Below are 16879 nucleotides of genomic sequence, written 5' to 3' on the forward strand. Positions count from 1 at the left end.
TGCCCTGAGCCCGGTTCATGTGAAGCGCAAAGCGCTGATACGAAACCCGTTCAAAACAAAAACGGCGGCCCCGAAAGGCCGCCGTTCCTGTTTCTTGATGTCCGTCAGACTTAGAAGTCGAACGTCGCACCCATGAAGATGTAACGACCGAATGCGTCGTACACTTGTGGGTAGGTGTTACCGTTACCCGGTGCCGTACCAACCACGGAGGAGAGCGGTGGCTCTTCATCCGTCAGGTTGTTCACGCCAAGGCGGAAGGACATGTAGTCCGTAGCAGCCCAGGAACCGGTCAGGTCGAGGTAGTTCTGAGCGTCGAGAACGCCGTTGATGGTGCCATCGTCACCACCTTCGATCTCAACTTCAGAGAAGTAACGCCACGTACCGGTGACGCTGAACTTGCCATCAGCATCAGCCCAGGTGACAGAAGCCTTGTGACGGTATTCCGGAGACGCACCGTTTGCGACTTCGGTACCACCACCGGAGGCACAGCTGCCGCCATAGTAGCCAACACAGTCGAAGATATCAGCAGCTGGCGAATTCGGCAGCGGCTTGGTTTCAAGCGACTCAAGCAGTGTACCAACATAGTCGAACGTCAGACCACCACGGGTGTCGAGGTCGAGATCGTAGCTTGCGAGCAAGTCGAAGCCGGATGTCGACAGCGAACCGGTGTTGATATTGGTCGCAACGATGTAGCCAGTCTGGTTAGCCCAGAGCGTACCACCGGAACCACGGTTGACCAGCGAACAGAAGTACTCGTCGCCTGTCTCAAGGCAGGTGTCGAGTGCCAGTTCCTGCGGAACCGTACCCACGAGGTCTTCAACAACGATGTCGAAGTAGTCGAGCGATACGGTCAGGCCCGGGATCATGGATGGTGTTGCCACAAAACCGATGGTGTAGGTGTCGGACTGCTCTGGATCGAGGTCCGGGTTACCACCGGTCAGCGTGTTGAACTGGCCAGCCGGGTTGTCAGCAATGTTCCGGTACTGGTCCGGTGTCACGCCAGTGTTGGCACACTGAGCGAGCGTTGCTGTCGGAGCTGCACCGGCACACGGATCGTAGATGCCGTTGGAGCCCTGGGTCAGGTCAAACAGACCGATCGACTGGGTGGAGAACAGTTCGAAGATGTTCGCAGCACGGACAGCGCGCTGGAACGAACCGCGGAAGCGGATGTCTTCGACCGGAGCGTACTCCAGACCGATCTTGTAGGCGTCCGAAGACACAGCATCATAGTTCGAACGACGATAGGCCAGGTCAACGCCGAGAGATTCGACACCTTCATAGCCTTCGATCAGAGGTGCGTTGACCTCGACGAAGTAGTCATACACTTCCTGCGAACCAGAAATCGGGTTCGTTGGGCCGCCTTGACCAGCACCGTCGCCAGACTGGAAGTTGCTGTCTGGGTTGGAGTCCAGCGTGTCACGACGATACTCGGCACCGAAAGCGATTTTCACGCCTTCTTCGGCCATCGGAGACGTCATGCCATAATCAGCAAGGTCAGCATACATTTTGGCCGTAACAACTGTCTGTGTGACGTCACCATCACGGAACAGTGGCTGGCTGATGTAGCTCACCGCAGCGTCGGACGGGCCGTTGGGTCCGAAGATGTCGTACGGTGCACAGTTTGGATCATCGTTGGTCGGATCGTCGTCAGCATTGATCCGGCAAACGATTTGGTCGGTCGGGTTGCCTTCATCATCCAAGGCGTAGGCGGCATCAAGTGCCAGACCGATTTTGCGGATTGACAGATCGTTCTGGTAAATCTCGGAACGGTGGTTGTTCGCGTAGATTGCGCTGATGTCGTAGCCCCAAGGCGTATCGCCGATGGTGCCCTTCATGCCGATCACGCCACGATAGGTCGTGTGGCGGATGTCATTGAAGCGATTACCGCCTTCGACGTTACGACGCAGAAGCAGAATGTCCGCGATGCCGTCCGGGCCAAGCGCGGCTTGGTCGGGGTCACCATCGAAACGCGCAACGAAGTCGTCCTGATCAGCCAGCACGTTGCCAGCAGCGTCCGTGTACTCACCATCGAGATTCGTGTAACGATCGATCGCACCGTCTGCGATTTCGCCGCAGAGATAGTCAACCTGCTGAGCGGACAGGAACGGGTTGTTACAACGAATGCCGCCAGCACCGCCACCGATACCATAGCCGAACACACCGGAAGGTGCGATCTGAGACTTGGTGCGGTTGTCCATGAACATCAGTTCGGAATACACATTCACGTACTCGTTGATGTCATAGTTTGCGAAAGCGCCGAAGGAGTAACGCTCGTTCGGACGCTGATAGTGGTTGTACGGGTTATAGTTGAACGTATCGGAAACGAAGTTACGAGGTCCGATTTCGCCCTGACCATCGAGCACGCGCGCCCAGCCGGTTTGCGTCTGGCTGGTCGGGTCCACACCACCTGGGATCGTGTAGCCTTGAGCAACGTCCAGAATGTTGGCGAACTGGTTCGTTGAAGAACCGGCACAGGTGAAGTCCTGACCTTCATTGGTCGTCGACAAGGCACACTGTGAATAGTCGCGGTTTGCCTGAAGGATTTCCTTCGTGTTCTGGAAGCTGACAAAGGCAGACGCGTGGCCGCGGCCATTGTCGAACTTGCCACCAACAGCAGCCGTGATGTCGAAGGTTTCACCGTCAGAGGTGGAACCACTCGGCACAGTGTACTGGCTCGGGTTACCAGCAGCAAAGTCAGACAGGATGTCCTGAATGTAGCTGTTGGAGTTGTCGTGCTGGTAGAAAGAATAGTTGGAGTCGATGCGCAGACCTTCGAACTCTGTGTCGAGCACGAAGTTCACAACACCGGCAACAGCGTCAGAACCGTAGGTCGCAGATGCACCACCGGTCAGGACGTCAACTTTCTTGACCATGGCGGCCGGGATGAAGTTGATGTCCGGAGCAGCCGTGTTCAGCGAGCCGTATGGCAGGCGGCGGCCGTTCAGAAGGGTCAGCGTACGGGATGCACCCAGACCACGCAGGTTGACCGAAGACGTACCGGTCGAGCCGTTGGCCAGGTTGGAGCCCTGAGCGCCGAATGCCTGTGGCAGCGAGTTGATCATGTCTTCCGCACGAACAACACCGCGGACGTCGAAGTCTGCGGAGCCGAGCGATGTGACCGGGCTGGTTTCAACCAGGTTGCCGCTTTGCGGGATCAGGGACCCCGTGACAACGATGGTTTGCTGGACAGCGGCTTCTTCGTCGCCTGCTTCCGTTACTGCGATGACTTCGTCTTCTTGTGCATGTGCCGGCAACGCAGCAGCGGCAGCGAGTGCAGCCCCCGCAAACACCGACGACGCCAGAAGGCGTGTCTTCAAGTTAAGTTCGCTCACCTGAACCTCCGAGTGGGATTATTTTGAAAAATGCCCGCGTCTCACGACGGGCAAACCTGGCCCCCTTCGACCAAGTCTTACGTGGCAGTAAGAAATGTGCGCCGCAGATAGTCAATCGGATGCAACGGTGCTTTTGGGTGAAATGACAATGGTGTGACAGAAACGCATCACCTTTTCGGGTCAATTTGAGCATTATTATCCCAATTCCCTAGGGGAATGACGAAAAATTGCCCGAACTGTCGCAATCACTGCTGTTCAGCCGCGCCCAACAATTAGGCATTTTCGGGCTATTCTCGCGTCATTCAGCTCAGGAAATCCGGATTCGCGTAGGTTGAATGAAACTTTCGAATAATTGCCCTGATCAGGTCAGCGCAAACGATACGGCAATCAACAGGGCCAACAGGATGATGAGGACGATAAAACTCGAAAAGAGCAGAATCAGCGTCCGCAGCATGGCCATGATCCGGCCTGTTCCGTAGGTCACGCGCAACTGTTTGTAGAGATATACGATCAACGTCAGAACACCGAACAGGACCAGCCAGCCGGTCATCGAAGGCCTGATCGCCGCAACGACCAGAAACACCGTCGCCGTCATGTAGATAAACGTCTGCACATGCAGCGCCGTGATCACATGATCATAAATGTACCGGCTGCGATGCCACGCATAAAGCAGAGTCAGCATCAGCGCGAGAATCGGCATGAACATCAGGCTGAATCGCGGCGCCCATTCGCGTATTCGCGCACCATATCGGTCCTGGTTCTCGTAAACAGTGGCGGCATGGTCGGCGGCGCGCCAGGCCTGTTGGCGCTGCTCAACCGTCGCATTCTCGTCCAGACGGGCATTGACCTCATCATAGAGCGCGTCGCGATTGATCCGGCCATCATCCTGCAAGATACGCTGGACGGTGATGCCATGCTGCGCGTCGTTCAGCGTCTGCTGCAGTTCGAGACGCGCCTCCTCATCCAGGTCTGCGCTGTCGAGTTGCTCGCGGATCTCTGCCAGCCGGTCTTCAGACACAATGGGCGTGGGCTCACCGGTCTCATCCAGACCGAGATCGAGCCCCTCCTCCAGCATGTCATTGATCTTGAACGTATGGTACCAGCCGAGTTGGTCGCCCAGCGTGAACAGGGTGAGGAAGAACACGACCGATGCCAGCAGGAACATGCGGAATGGCGGCACATAGCGCGCCCGTTTGCCTTCCAGATAATTGCGCGTCATCCGCCCCGGTCGAAAGAACAGCAGCGGCAATGACCGCCACAGACGCCCATCAAGGGCGAATGTGTCGGCCAGGCTGCTCATGACCAGATCCCAGACGGGGCGATGGAAATCAGACGCCAATTGCCCACAGGTCGTACAGAACCTGTCTTCGACAATCGCACCGCAATTGGCGCAGGGCAGTCCGGAATTTACCGGNTGATGGTCCCCNGTGGTCAGGCCACTGCCAGAGGCAAGGCCTGCCGCTTCCATCTCATGTTCCATTCCAAGACCCCCGTCCTGTTACCCCTACTCGCTTGTGCCAAGCCCATCCCGGCACAGGAAGCGGGAGCGGTTCTGGTCCTTCGCGTTGTCGATCCATCCCGTCAGCGACGGATCGACCAGATTCTTCGTCACCTGGAACCACATCGGCGTGATCGGATAATCTTCCAGCATCAGCTGTTCGGCCTCCGCGAAGATTTCCGCCCGCTTGTCCAGGTCCAGCTCCCGATTGGATTGCTGCAGAAGGGCATCATACTCCGGATTGGAATAATCGCCATAATTCTGCTGGCCGGTGTTCGAATCCAGCAGGTAGAGGAAATTGATCGGGTCGTCGAAATCCGCCACCCACGCCGCGTCGGAAACTTCAAAATCCGATTGGCGCAGGCGGGCATATAGAACCTTGGTATCCTGCTTCACGATGATCGGATCGACCCAAGGCGCAATGTCGGCCCAGTTTGCCTGAGCGACAGGGGCAACCTTAGGATTGTCGTCCGTCGAGCGATGAATGAATTCGAAGCTGAGCGGATTATCTGGCCCGAAGCCGGCTTCCTCCAGAAGGCGTTTTGCTTCCGCAAGGCGTTCGGCGCGTGGGAGATCCTTCCATTCGAGTTCAGGACGGGTCACCGCATAATTGTCCATGCCCGGCGGAACAAAGGAATAGGCCGGTTCAAAGCCAGGCGTCAGCACGTTCTTGACCATGAATTCGCGATCCAAAGCCATCGCCAGCGCCTTGCGCACGCGCATGTCGTCAAACGGGGCCTGCTGGGTGTTGAAACTCCAATAGGTCGTGTTCAGGGATGGCGTCGTGCGAGGCCAGCCCGGCAGTTTCGCCTCGATCTCCTCGGCGCGGGCGCCATCGAAGGCATTGTTGATGTCCAGCTCGCCCGCCTGGATCTTGTTTTCAACCGCAGTCAGGTCTTCCAGTTCGAAATAGACGACCCGGCCGAAACAGGCTTCGTCCGCCCCGAACCCGGTCGGGTTCTTGTCGGCGACGAGCTGGTCGCCCGTGCGCCAGTAGACGAGCTTGTACGGGCCGTTCACCACAATATTGTCCGGCTGGATCCACGCATCGCCATAGGTTTCGATAGCCTGGCTCGGCACAGGGAAAGTCGTGTAGTGGGACAACAGGCCCGGCAGGTATGGCGCGGGATATTCCAGCGTGATCTCGAGCGTTTTGTCGTCAATCGCACGCACGCCCAGTTCTTCTGGCGGCAATTCGGTCGCGTTCACCTTGGCGGCGTTCTTGATCAGATAAAGCAGCGAGGCATATTGCGAGGCGACTTCCGGGGCCTGAATACGGCGCAGCGCAAAGACGAAGTCGTTTGCCGTTACGGGTGTGCCATCTGACCAGTTATAGTCGCCAAGATGGAAGGTCCAGACGAGACCGTCCTCGCTGGTTTCCCAATGCGTGGCCATGCCCGGCTGCGGGCGCGCGTCCGGCCCATCGGTTGTAAGGCCGATGAACATGTCGCCGATGACGATGTTTTCCCACTGGGCTGAAGACTTGTGCGGATCGAGCGTATCCACCTTGGCTGAAATTCCGCGCCGCAGTGTTGGCACATCCTCACCCCCGGAATTGCCGCCGCCTCCGCAGGCAGCGAGGGTCAGGGCGAACACAGCGGCCATGCCGCTGCCGATCAACGCATTCAGCTTCATTGTTTTTATGTCTCCAAACTCTTTTCGGCTTTCGCACGATTTGCCACAGTGCTGCCAGACCGCGAGGGATTTGCAAAGCCTTCGTGCCGGTTGAACGACATGAGGTGAGAGAAATGACCCGCTTTTGGAGCATCACAGGAATGATTATTGCGCTGGGCGCTCCGGCCGTGGCCGAGGAAATCTCCACGGAAGATGTCTATGCCTGCACCGCGATCGAAACAGATGCTGAGCGCCTGGCATGCTATGACGCTGCCGTAGGGCGTCTCCAGGCAGCCGAAGAGGCGGGCGAAGTCACAACGGTGACACGCAAGGAAGTCGAGCAAGTCCAGAAGGATTCCTTCGGCTTCTCCATCCCGTCCCTGCCCTCTATCGTGCTGGGCAAGTCTGGTGAAGATGGCAATCTGACGGAAGTGACCCAACCCGTGAAATCCATCCGCGGCGGGCGTGGAAGCTTGATCGTCTATCTCGAAAACGGGCAGATCTGGCGCCAGACGGATTCAAAGGCGATACGCAATAGCGGCCAGTCCGAAGCACAGATCTATGAAGCCGCCCTCGGCAGCTACAAGATAAAACTGGATGGCGGTCTCGCCTTCCGGGCTGAGCGGATCAAGTAACTGCATCCATCTTCGGCACGATCTGCCCAGCAGGGCCGCATTCTCACAGGTTTGCGCGCAACCTGTCCTGCCGGGCTTGCTGGCAGCGTGAAACCTTTGAGACGCTGATACGTACCCCGTACANACCGACACAGGGGAATTGCNTATCCGAACGAAGATTGATGCCCGAGCCAAAACACGCTGGCTNAAACGATTTCGCCCGCCAATCCTGTTCGCCCTGTGCGGTGCGGCGCTGGTTTTCCTTGCGCCTTANCTGCCGGACTACGTTCCCGATCATTTCCTGACCGATGAGCGAGCAGAGGCCATTTCCGAAATAGCCTCCGGCGTTCTTTTCATTCTGGCCCTCGGCTGGCTGGTCGGTACCATCGTGGATGCGTTGATCAAACGACGCCTCGCCGGACTTCACCTGGATACCGAAGACAATCTGGAAGCGCGCAAATCCGCGACCCGNCTGGATGTGGTGCGCCGCGTCTGGATCGTCATCGCCGGTATTGTAACCATCGCNGCGGCCCTCACCGTCATTCCGGGCGTAAAGCAGATCGGCGTCAGCCTGTTTGCATCTGCCGGAATCGCAGGCATTGCAATTGGCCTTGCCGCGCGGCCGGTGCTGAGCAATCTGATTGCGGGGCTGCAGATCGCCTTTACCCAACCCATCNGNTTGGACGATGCCGTCGTTGTCGAAGGGGAATGGGGTTGGATCGAGGAAATCGGCCTGTTTTACGTGGTCATCAAGATCTGGGACTGGCGGCGCCTTGTTGTGCCCCTATCCTACTTCATCGAAAAACCCTTCCAGAACTGGACCCGCAAGAGCGCATCGATCATTGGGCCGATCTACTGGACAGTGGACTATCATGCGCCGATTAGCCGGATGCGGGAGAAACTCGAAGAGATCTGCAAATCTACGCCGCTTTGGGATGGTGACGTGGTGAATTTGCAGGTGACCGAAGCGTCTGGGACGTCGGTCACCGTGCGCGGTCTGGCCTCCGCCAGCACATCTCCCAAAGCATGGGATTTGCGCTGCCTGATCCGGGAACAGATGATCGAATGGCTTCAGACTGAACACCCTGAGGCCCTNCCCCGCCTGAGAGCTGATACGGCGATAGACATGCCGGACGAATTCAGCGGATTTGCGCCTCAACGCGAATAGGTGATNACCAGGGGTGAGTCTGGCCTTCATAATCAATGAACCGAAGCTCTTTAGACGGACCAGCCGAGGTCAGCACATTGTAAAGCCCCTCTGCGCTATCGACCGGGCGCACCGGAGCGTCAGCGCCGCCCATATCCGTATGGGCCCATCCCGGATGCAGCGCCANCACTGTAACGCCCCTCTCCGCGAGTGCCGGAGCGGCCGACCGCAGGGCCATGTTCAGTCCCGCCTTTGAAACGCGATAGACAAACGCAAAATCGTTTGTGGTNTTCTCGATTGAGGCCACCATGCTTGACANGCCAGCCGCGATCNTCACCTCACTCGCTGCAACATTGTCGAGCAGGACGTCCATGATCCGTACCGGGGCAATTGTATTGACTGCCAGCATTTCNGCGAACACATCGTAGTCGATGTCCTTGAAACCATCGAAGGTACAGATGCCTGCATTGTTGATCAGATAGTCGATCGGCTCGTCCCCGAGGGTCGACTTCAGGGCTGCCACCGAGTCAGCATCTGTCACTTCCAGCGGGTAGACACGGGCGCCTGTGGCGTTCAGCTCAGTTGCCGAATCTGGGTTTCGAGCGGTCGCAATGACGTCATGACCTTCAGCGAGAAACTTGCGAACCAGCTCAAGGCCAATGCCTCGGTTGGCTCCGGTAATAAGGGCAGTAGGCATTGCAGGGCTCCATCACACTGGCATCTGATATTGATATATCATTTTACCTGCCAATGGGGCCGTGTCTAGCTTTCCGATATGATCCGGTAAACGGCTGTAGCCTTCATCACGGGTTGGTCGCCCTGACGGGCCATGCCACCGGTAAACAGAACAGTTCTTGTGCGACGGTCGATCCGCGGCTCAAATTGTATGTCCGCCGCATCCGTCGCAGCAGAGGAAACATCAAACGTAACGGATACCATCTCGACGGTATTCGGGGCACAGGCAGCTTCAGCATCGGCACGAATGGCCGCCATCAGGTCAAGGGCCAATTGCTCGTCCCGTCTCACATTCGTGCTGTCCTGCATATCTCGAAACCCCGCTTCTTNTGTTCTGGTCGCAGCACTTAGACAGGCTGCCTTCAAAAGAAAAGGGCCAGATCGGCTGGGGGGAAGAGAGGGGGAAACCGATCTGGCCTTCAATGTAATCCCACGCAGCAGCTGACGGGGGTGAGTCAGGGGGGTGTGCTGCGAGGTCCTATCAGTACGCACCACAATCCATTTGGTTCACAGGAATTTTCGGCAAACACAAAAAAACCGCCCCGAAGGATGGTTTCTTTCAGAATGATCGCTGGATCAGGCGGCTTTGGCCGCCGCCGTCACTGCGTCCAGATCAGAGCCGATCAGGTCGCCCAGATGGCCAAACCCGACCAGNCCATGATGCTCGTCCATATAGGTGGAAATGCACGGCAGCAGCTGGCCGATGGCTTTGTGGTCCAGGCCAATCTTGTGCAGCTCGGTGATCATGGATTGCGCGACCACGCGCTTGCCGCCGGGTGTCTGTTCGATCATGCGGGCGATTGTGCCGGTCGGCGCGCCGATGGCGCTGCCTGTACGGGCCGACAGGGCGCGAGCACCGGGAACCGTCTTGAACATCGCCGTGGCGAAGGGTGAATCCTGGCGCTCAGCCGCGTTCAGGACGATACCCAATGCACTTTTCGCCGTCTCTTCAGACAACTCATTTTGGCGGGCGATATGGGCAGTGATCTCGTTCAACATGTGCGGCTACGCTCCGGCAAGGTTAACACCTATAGAGCCCCTATTAACGCTGTTTGTGCTTACCGCTTCGTTACCTTAACTGCCGGTATGTACATCAAACCCTGCCAAGNGCGTTAAGACGCGTTAGGNCCGGGTAAACAANTGGGGCCGATTCGTTTACGATTTGGCNAAATCCCACCTCGAAGGAGCAGACATGATCCGCATTGGCATCCTCGGCGCCGCCAAGATCGCCCCCAANGCCATCATCGACCCAGCCTCGTCCCGCGATGATTGCATGATCCACGCGGTCGCTGCGCGAGATGTCGAAAAGGCCCGCGCCTATGCGCAGGAACACGGTATTGAGCATGTCGAAACCGATTATGAGGCACTGGTTCGCCGCGATGATCTGGACCTGATCTACAACGCCCTGCCCCCTCACCGCCACGCTGAACTCTCCATCGCAGCGCTGGAAGCTGGCAAGGCGGTACTCTGTGAAAAACCATTCGCGATGAACTCCGCAGAAGCGGCGCGTATGGTCGAAGCCGCACATAAGGCGGACAAACCCCTGATCGAGGCTTTTCACTATCGGTTCCACCCCGCTTTCCAGCGTGTGATGGAGATTGTGGCAAGCGGCGAGCTCGGCGACATCAAGACCATGCGCGCGNTGTTCAATGTGACCATTCCCTATCGCGAGGGGGAACTGCGCCACACACTGTCTGTCGGCGGCGGCGCAATGATGGATTTGGGCTGCTACTCGTTGCATATGGTCCGCACACTTGCCGGGGCCGAACCGGAAATCCTGTCAGCCGAAGCCGTCTGCGAACGCCCCGGCGTCGATCTCAGCATGCAGGCCAATCTCGGCTTCGCCAGCGGCGCATCTGCGAGCATCGAATGCAGCATGGCAGACGGAATTGATCGCAACATNGCACTGGAAATTGACGGCAAGGATGGCAGCCTCGTCTTTCTGAACCCCGTCCACCCGTATCGAGGGCACCAGATCCGCGTTCGTCGTGGCGGCGAGGAAGCCATTGAGACCATTGATGGCAAGATCACCTATGAGCACCAGCTGGACCATGTGATGGACGTGNTGACGGGACGNGCAGCTGCGTTGACCGGCGGCGCAGATGCCCTTGCAAACATGGCCGCCATTGACGCGATCTATACGGCGGCGGGCCTCTCCCCTCGCGGGCTCTGACACGCTTGTCAGCCGCTGGCGATTGATGGTAATCGACAGGCCTCACAACAGGCGCTGAGCGCGGTCGCGTCACGAAGACGAGGCAACCGCGGCGCAGGATAAGTCCTGTGTGTGCGCCGAGACCGGCACTCCCCCAGGACGTCAGAGCCAGGAGNGCCCTATGAAGACCATCATCGAACCCTTCCGCATCAAATCGGTTGAGCCGATCCGCATGACCACGCGCGAGGANCGCGANCGNCTGCTGCGCCGNGGCGGGNTACAANCTCTTCAAGCTGCATTCGGATGATGTGCTGATCGACCTGCTGACCGATAGCGGCACTTCCGCCATGAGCGCCGCGCAATGGGGCGCCGTGATGACGGGCGATGAAAGCTATGCTGGCGCGCCCAGCTTTTACCGGTTCGAAACAGCTGTGCGTGATCTGATGGACTTCAAACACATCATCCCGGCGCACCAGGGCCGCGCGGCGGAACATCTCCTGTTNTCCCTGATNGCCAAGCCCGGCCANGTGATCCCGTCGAACACGCATTTCGACACGACGCGCGGCAATATCGAAGCGGCAGGCGCGGAGGCGCTGGACCTGCCCATCGCAGAGGGCAAGGTTCCGTCGCTCGACCACCCCTTCAAAGGGAACATGGATCTGGAGGCCCTCGCCCGCCTGATGGACGAGCGAGGCGACGCCGTGCCCTGCGTGATGATGACGATCACGAACAATGCCGGCGGCGGACAGCCGGTGAGCCTGGCCAATATTCGCGGCGCAGCAGAGATCGCTCACCAGCATGGCAAGCCGTTCTTCATTGATGGCTGTCGTTTTGCGGAAAATGCCTGGTTCATCAAGCTGCGCGAGGATGGCCAGCAGGAACGTTCCATCAAGGACATTGTGCGCGATACTTTCGCTGTCGCTGACGGTATGACGATGAGCGCCAAGAAGGACGCCTTCGCCAATATCGGCGGGNGGCTGGCACTGAATGATGACGCACTGGCCGAACAGGCGCGCACACGCCTTATCCAGACCGAAGGCTTCCCCACCTATGGCGGCCTCGCCGGGCGCGACCTGGACGCCATCGCGCAGGGACTGACCGAAATCGTGGATGAGGACTATCTACGCTACCGCGTGCGGACGAATGCCTATATCGCCGAACGGCTGGATGCGCTGGGGGTNCCGGTCATGAAACCCGCCGGCGGGCACGCCGTATTCGTCGATGCCCGCGAATGGCTTCCGCACATTCCGCCACTCGAATATCCCGGCCACGCGCTCGCCTGCGCACTCTATGAAGAAGGCGGCATTCGCGGCTGTGAGATCGGGACCGTCATGTTCGGACGCAAGCCGGACGGNAGCGAGGAACCTGCCCGCATGGACCTTGTCCGCCTCGCCATGCCGCGCCGTGTCTACACCCANTCGCATGCNGATTATATCGTCGAAGTGTTCGAGGAACTCGCCAAACGCAAGGACGAGATTCGCGGCCTGAAGATCGTGAAAGAACCGCCGATGATGCGCCACTTCACGGCTGAGTTTAAGCGGCTTTNGGCAANNCGGCGCTCNGNGGAAGCCAGNAGGAATCGCCCCTANCCGGTCTTCGCCATTTCGATCCATTCTTCNACTTCNTCNTCNGCGAGGTAATCGTCGTCACGGATCACGCGGTCGCCCTGCGGAGTTTGCAGGAACTCGCTGGCCAGCATGAACAGGGTCCGTGCCGGCGCTTCGGCCAGTTCCTTGCGGTTGCGGATTCCCGCGCCGACAAGGATCTGGGCGTCNTGCACACGCAGGCCCGGCACTTCCATCATCAGAATGGTCTGGTCTTTCCAGTCATTCAGCGTGTCTACGTCGATATAGGCCACGTCGACCTGGAAGACGGTTTCCTCCGTGTCGCAATCAAGCAGGTCACCAACGGTGGTGATGCCCGCGCGTCCGAGACGCTTGGCTGTCTTCTTGCCGATGCTTGGTGCCTCCACTACAGGAGATTCCCGCGTGATGCGACTGCGTCGGGCGATGTCGCCGGACTCCTCGCCAAGACCCTCTGGTTCGGCTTTCGCCGTGACGGGCTCTGGCTGGGCTTCGGTTTCGGGCGCGGGCTCGAACAGGACTTCCTCCACCTTGGGGGGCGCCTCTTTCCGGGTCGCAGGTGTTTCTACGGCTTCAGCCGGCGCGTCTTCTGCGGTTTCCGGCTCAGTGACCGCCTCAACAACCTCTACCTCTTCCGAAGCGATTTCGACCGTATCGACGGTCGCTGTCTCTTCCTGGGCCATCAGCTCATTCAGCAGGCGCTCTTCCACGGCCTTGTTCTTCGACCCGATCGGACCGATTTCCTGTTTGTCGAGCTGTTTGAGTGGCACGCGCAAAACCTGTTTGGCGTGCATCTTGCGGATTTCCTTGTCGTCGTCCGGCAGCGTGCGGATCACTTTTCCGGTCTTCTGGAATTCCTTGTACATGCGCGTGACTGTGCGCTTGTCAGCGGCATCGGACAATTTCGCCGTGACCCAGCGGATCGGGATGTCCAGAGTCTCGATATAGCCCTGCAACGTCAAGTTGGTCTTCGGTGCGCTGACAGCCGCTTCCTCGATGGCGCGGGAAATGATCGCCCCGAAGCCAGCCGTAGCATAAGCCACCAGCTCCACAATCGCATCGAACATGGTCTCATCGAGCCCGGCGGGCGGATCCTTTACGCCGACGTCCAGATCATAATGATCAATGAAGGTCTGATAGTGCGGGTGCGACAGGCGCGCGCCGTTGCGCACCATGTCCGCCACGAAACCTGCGCCCTCTGGCACGGGCACATCGGGATAGCCTAGCGTCTCGATGCGCGCGTCAATCTTGTCGCGAGACTTCGCAATGCTCCACTCGACCGCGCGGTGCATTGTGCCTTCTTCTTCCGTCTGCCCCGTATGGAAAGGCTGGATCGGGTCGGCGTAATAGTGGCTGAGCACGCCGAGCGCATAGGCGGCCTTACTCCACTGCTTGCGGCGCAAATGATCAACGGCGGTGGCATACCACTCCATCGCCTTGCCCGGCGCGCCGCCCCACTCCCCTTCGGAAATGTGCAGGACGTGGTTCTTGAAATCCTTGAACTTGGAATCCGGCGCCTTGGCCCCTTCCAGCAGATGTTCGTGATGGACGAGGAACAAATCCTTCCACTTGTCCGCCTCATCCGAAGCGATCAGGGACAGCGCGTCCATCGCGATATAGTGGTGCGTCGAGCGACACCGATGGCCGCGAATTACCCGTTCGAGCAGAGACATCCGAGTCTCCCTTTCCCGCCTGATGTAAACTGGATCAGATGAGAAATGCCTAATGATAGTTACGCGATCATTAACCATTCGCGCGGGAGGGGAGTTTTGTTGCCTCTCTACCGCACAGCAAAATCCGTCGGCTCAGTGCTTTTGCCTTTTGAGTCCTTTTCGCCCTTGGCCTGGCCGTGCTTGTTGGGGCCCATGAAGCCGAACAGGTGGCCGCCCACTTTCCGCATCTGGATCTCTTCTGATCCTTCGGTGATACGATAACGGCGGTGATGGCGATAAATGTGCTCGAACGGCTTGTGGCGGGAATAGCCCATGCCGCCATGCACCTGCATCGCCCGGTCAGCCGCGTTGCAGCAGAGCCGGTTTGCCCGGTAGTTGCACATCGACACCTTGTCGGAGAGGTGGATCGCCACTTCAGGCTTTGACATCTGATCCATTTCCCACGCTGTCTTGAAGATCAGCAGGCGCAACATTTCAGCCTCGGTGGCAAGCTCTACCAGCGGGAACTGGATAGCCTGATTGGTGGCCAGCGCCTTGCCGAATGGCTTGCGCTCGCGGGCGTACTGCACACTCTCATTGATACAATACATCGCGGCGCCGACGGAGCTGGCCGCCTGGCGAATGCGGTTTTCGTGGACGAAGTGCTGAGCCAGGGCCAGCCCGCCTTCCGGTGGACCAAAGACCGCATCTTCCGGCACCCAGACATCCTTGATGGTCAGGCGCGGATGGTCCGTCGGCATATTGAACGTCCACATGTATTCTTCGATGATCACGCCCGGATCACGCGCCGGAACAAGCAGGCAGGTGATGCCCTTTGCATCGCCATCCTCACCGCTGGTCCGGCAGAACAGCATGATATGCGTCGCGACATGCATGCCGGTGATCCACATCTTCTCGCCATTGATCAGCCAGCCATCCTTGCCATCGCGCTTCTCACGCACGGCACGCGTCTCCATATGGGTTGCGTCAGAGCCGTGGTCCGGCTCGGTCAATCCAAAACAGGCTAGGAATTTCCCGTTAAGCGCGTCCTCTGCCAGATGCTTCTGATCCGGACGGGCGAAATCCCGCAACATCAGGATCTGCGGGAAGTTGCCGACGATCGAATGCTCGTTCTGGAGATCATTGTGCAGGCCGAGCCCCTGTTTNGCAAAATGCTCNCGGATAATGGCCATGCCGAGATTGGAGCCGTCCTGACCNCCAAATTCTTTCGGCAGAGCATAGCGCANATGCCCNGCCTTGTCGGCGCGGCGCTTCGCNTCCCTGAGCAGCTCTTCCCATTCGGGTCGAGGCAGGCCGCCATTCTCGAAATCGGTGCGCGCCCACTCACGGCGATGGTCGAAGAAGCGGATATTGTCGTCTTGCTGCTCTAACGGACGAATCTCGTCTTCGATGAACTGGTCCAGCACGTTCAGATAGTCGGCAATGTCCTGCGGGATATTGAAATCCATGGGTCCGGTGTCCTCTCCTCGGCGGTCGCATTTGGCGATCTCGTTTCCACCAAAGAGAATAACGCGCCGATGCAACACGGCAATTTGTGCCGCCACGGCAGGAAAGACACAAAAAAATAATCAATGAACAATTGACATTTTGTTCATTGATTATAGTTTGGATACACGGTCACCACCGGCCGCAACTGCAAGAAGGTTTCCTCCCATGCCGTCTTCCCGTCTTTCCCTGCTTACGACCGCTGCGCTTCTGGCCGGAATTGCCTGGGCCGCGCCTGCAATGGCCGATCCGGCACAGTCCGTTTCAGCTGAAATCCAGTATGATAACAGCGCACTGCATACGCGACTCGGCGCGGCCTCCGTCCTTGATTCCGTTGAGGATCAGGCTGTTTCCCTGTGTCGCTATGAGTTGCCGGTGTCGAGCGCACCGCGCGTCGATGATCGCTGTGTGTCGCGCGTTGTCGCCGAGGCTGTGAACAAGATCGACCACCCCAGCCTGACCGCCGCCTACATGTCCAAGTCAGACCTCGCCCCGCGCTTGGTCGCGGAGATTGACGACTAGCTGAACCAAGGAAGGCTGAATGATTGACGTTTTCGTCAGCAATCGCTATGGGGACGGTACGGACACTTAGGGTCCGGCACCGTTTCCAACGTCCACGTACCGAAAGGTCTCTCCCATGATCCGTTCAGCTCTGACAGCAGCCGCTTTCCTCGCACTCAGCGCACCTGCTTTTGCCACCACGTTCACCTTCGAAACCGCCGAGCCGGTGAAAGACGGCCAAGTTGTTGCCATCGGCACCGTATGGCTGTGCGAAGGCACTGTCTGCAAAGGCGACCTCGACCGCAAGAAAGCCTCTGTNCGCGACTGCAAGAAAATCGCCAAGAAAGCTGGCGTGATCCTTTCCTACGGTAACGACAATTCTGAATTGGAAGCTGACGACATCGAGTCGTGCAAGAAATCTGCACGCTAACGCGTCAGACTGACTAGCAGTCCTCTCCTCGGGCCGCTCTGGNGTTTCGCCGGGCGGCCATTTTTTTGGGTCTTGAGAACCGATCCCGTGCTTGCGCGTTGAGCCTGCAAGCATG

At 58.4% G+C, this 16879-nt stretch carries 11 protein-coding genes and 1 pseudogene; 5 read left to right on the forward strand and 7 right to left on the reverse strand.

The genetic code is table 11. The annotated features are described in order from the left end of the window. Positions 1-110: 110 nt before the first annotated feature. The 3 genes from CBB91_RS07375 to CBB91_RS07385 all read right to left on the reverse strand — a co-directional run bounded on the left by CBB91_RS07375 (position 111) and on the right by CBB91_RS07385 (position 6465). Positions 111-3332, reverse strand: a complete 3222-nt coding sequence (locus CBB91_RS07375; protein ID WP_272981666.1) for a TonB-dependent receptor — start codon at positions 3330-3332, stop codon at positions 111-113. A 361-nt stretch (positions 3333-3693) separates the two neighbouring features. Beyond that, complete coding sequence (locus CBB91_RS07380) at positions 3694-4812, reverse strand: DUF3667 domain-containing protein (protein WP_273013180.1); 1119 nt, start codon at positions 4810-4812, stop codon at positions 3694-3696. A gap of 24 nt (positions 4813-4836) precedes the next feature. Beyond that, positions 4837-6465, reverse strand: a complete 1629-nt coding sequence (locus CBB91_RS07385) for a peptide ABC transporter substrate-binding protein (RefSeq protein ID WP_273013182.1) — start codon at positions 6463-6465, stop codon at positions 4837-4839. Between the two features lie 113 nt (positions 6466-6578). On the opposite strand from CBB91_RS07385, the gene CBB91_RS07390 reads away from it, so the two are divergent. Then, entirely contained in the window at positions 6579-7079 is a 501-nt protein-coding gene (locus tag CBB91_RS07390; protein WP_273013183.1) for a hypothetical protein, read from the forward strand. A 139-nt stretch (positions 7080-7218) separates the two neighbouring features. Beyond that, complete coding sequence (locus tag CBB91_RS07395) at positions 7219-8226, forward strand: mechanosensitive ion channel family protein (protein WP_273013185.1); 1008 nt, start codon at positions 7219-7221, stop codon at positions 8224-8226. Here CBB91_RS07395 and CBB91_RS07400 read toward each other — a convergent pair. Together CBB91_RS07400 and CBB91_RS07405 are read right to left on the reverse strand one after the other, a co-directional pair. Continuing rightward, entirely contained in the window at positions 8198-8902 is a 705-nt protein-coding gene (locus CBB91_RS07400; protein ID WP_273013187.1) for an SDR family oxidoreductase, read from the reverse strand. The two genes, CBB91_RS07395 and CBB91_RS07400, sit on opposite strands and share 29 nt — an antisense overlap. A gap of 65 nt (positions 8903-8967) precedes the next feature. Continuing rightward, positions 8968-9231, reverse strand: coding sequence for a hypothetical protein (locus tag CBB91_RS07405; RefSeq protein ID WP_345906762.1), 264 nt, complete (start codon positions 9229-9231; stop codon positions 8968-8970). Between the two features lie 901 nt (positions 9232-10132). Between CBB91_RS07405 and CBB91_RS07410 the strand changes: the two genes are divergently transcribed. Together CBB91_RS07410 and CBB91_RS07415 are read left to right on the forward strand one after the other, a co-directional pair. After that, on the forward strand, positions 10133-11113 hold the full coding sequence (locus tag CBB91_RS07410; RefSeq protein ID WP_273013190.1) for a Gfo/Idh/MocA family oxidoreductase: 981 nt from the start codon (positions 10133-10135) through the stop codon (positions 11111-11113). A 160-nt stretch (positions 11114-11273) separates the two neighbouring features. Next, positions 11274-12732 (forward strand): annotated as a pseudogene (locus tag CBB91_RS07415) (tryptophanase). On the opposite strand, the gene CBB91_RS07420 reads toward CBB91_RS07415, so the two are convergent. Both CBB91_RS07420 and CBB91_RS07425 read right to left on the reverse strand, forming a co-directional pair. Beyond that, on the reverse strand, positions 12678-14348 hold the full coding sequence (locus tag CBB91_RS07420) for a DUF4332 domain-containing protein (RefSeq protein WP_273013193.1): 1671 nt from the start codon (positions 14346-14348) through the stop codon (positions 12678-12680). The pseudogene CBB91_RS07415 and the gene CBB91_RS07420 overlap by 55 nt on opposite strands. 107 nt (positions 14349-14455) lie before the next feature. Next, the gene (locus tag CBB91_RS07425; protein WP_273013195.1) at positions 14456-15796 is read right to left on the reverse strand and encodes an acyl-CoA dehydrogenase family protein; all 1341 of its coding nucleotides are present in this window, start codon (positions 15794-15796) and stop codon (positions 14456-14458) included. Between the two features lie 205 nt (positions 15797-16001). On the opposite strand from CBB91_RS07425, the gene CBB91_RS07430 reads away from it, so the two are divergent. Continuing rightward, entirely contained in the window at positions 16002-16355 is a 354-nt protein-coding gene (locus CBB91_RS07430) for a UrcA family protein (protein ID WP_273013197.1), read from the forward strand. Positions 16356-16879 lie beyond the last annotated feature (524 nt).

Source organism: Hyphomonas sp. TMED31 (assembly GCF_002172815.1).
Classification (GTDB): Bacteria; Pseudomonadota; Alphaproteobacteria; order Caulobacterales; family Hyphomonadaceae; genus Hyphomonas; species Hyphomonas atlantica.

What these genes read in the sequence shown, in the direction of transcription:
- CBB91_RS07385 (WP_273013182.1), bottom strand. Translation starts at nt 6,465, where the DNA reads ATGAAGCTGAATGCGTTGATCGGCAGCGGCATGGCCGCTGTGTTCGCC.
- CBB91_RS07390 (WP_273013183.1), top strand. Translation starts at nt 6,579, where the DNA reads ATGACCCGCTTTTGGAGCATCACAGGAATGATTATTGCGCTGGGCGCT.
- CBB91_RS07430 (WP_273013197.1), top strand. Translation starts at nt 16,002, where the DNA reads ATGCCGTCTTCCCGTCTTTCCCTGCTTACGACCGCTGCGCTTCTGGCC.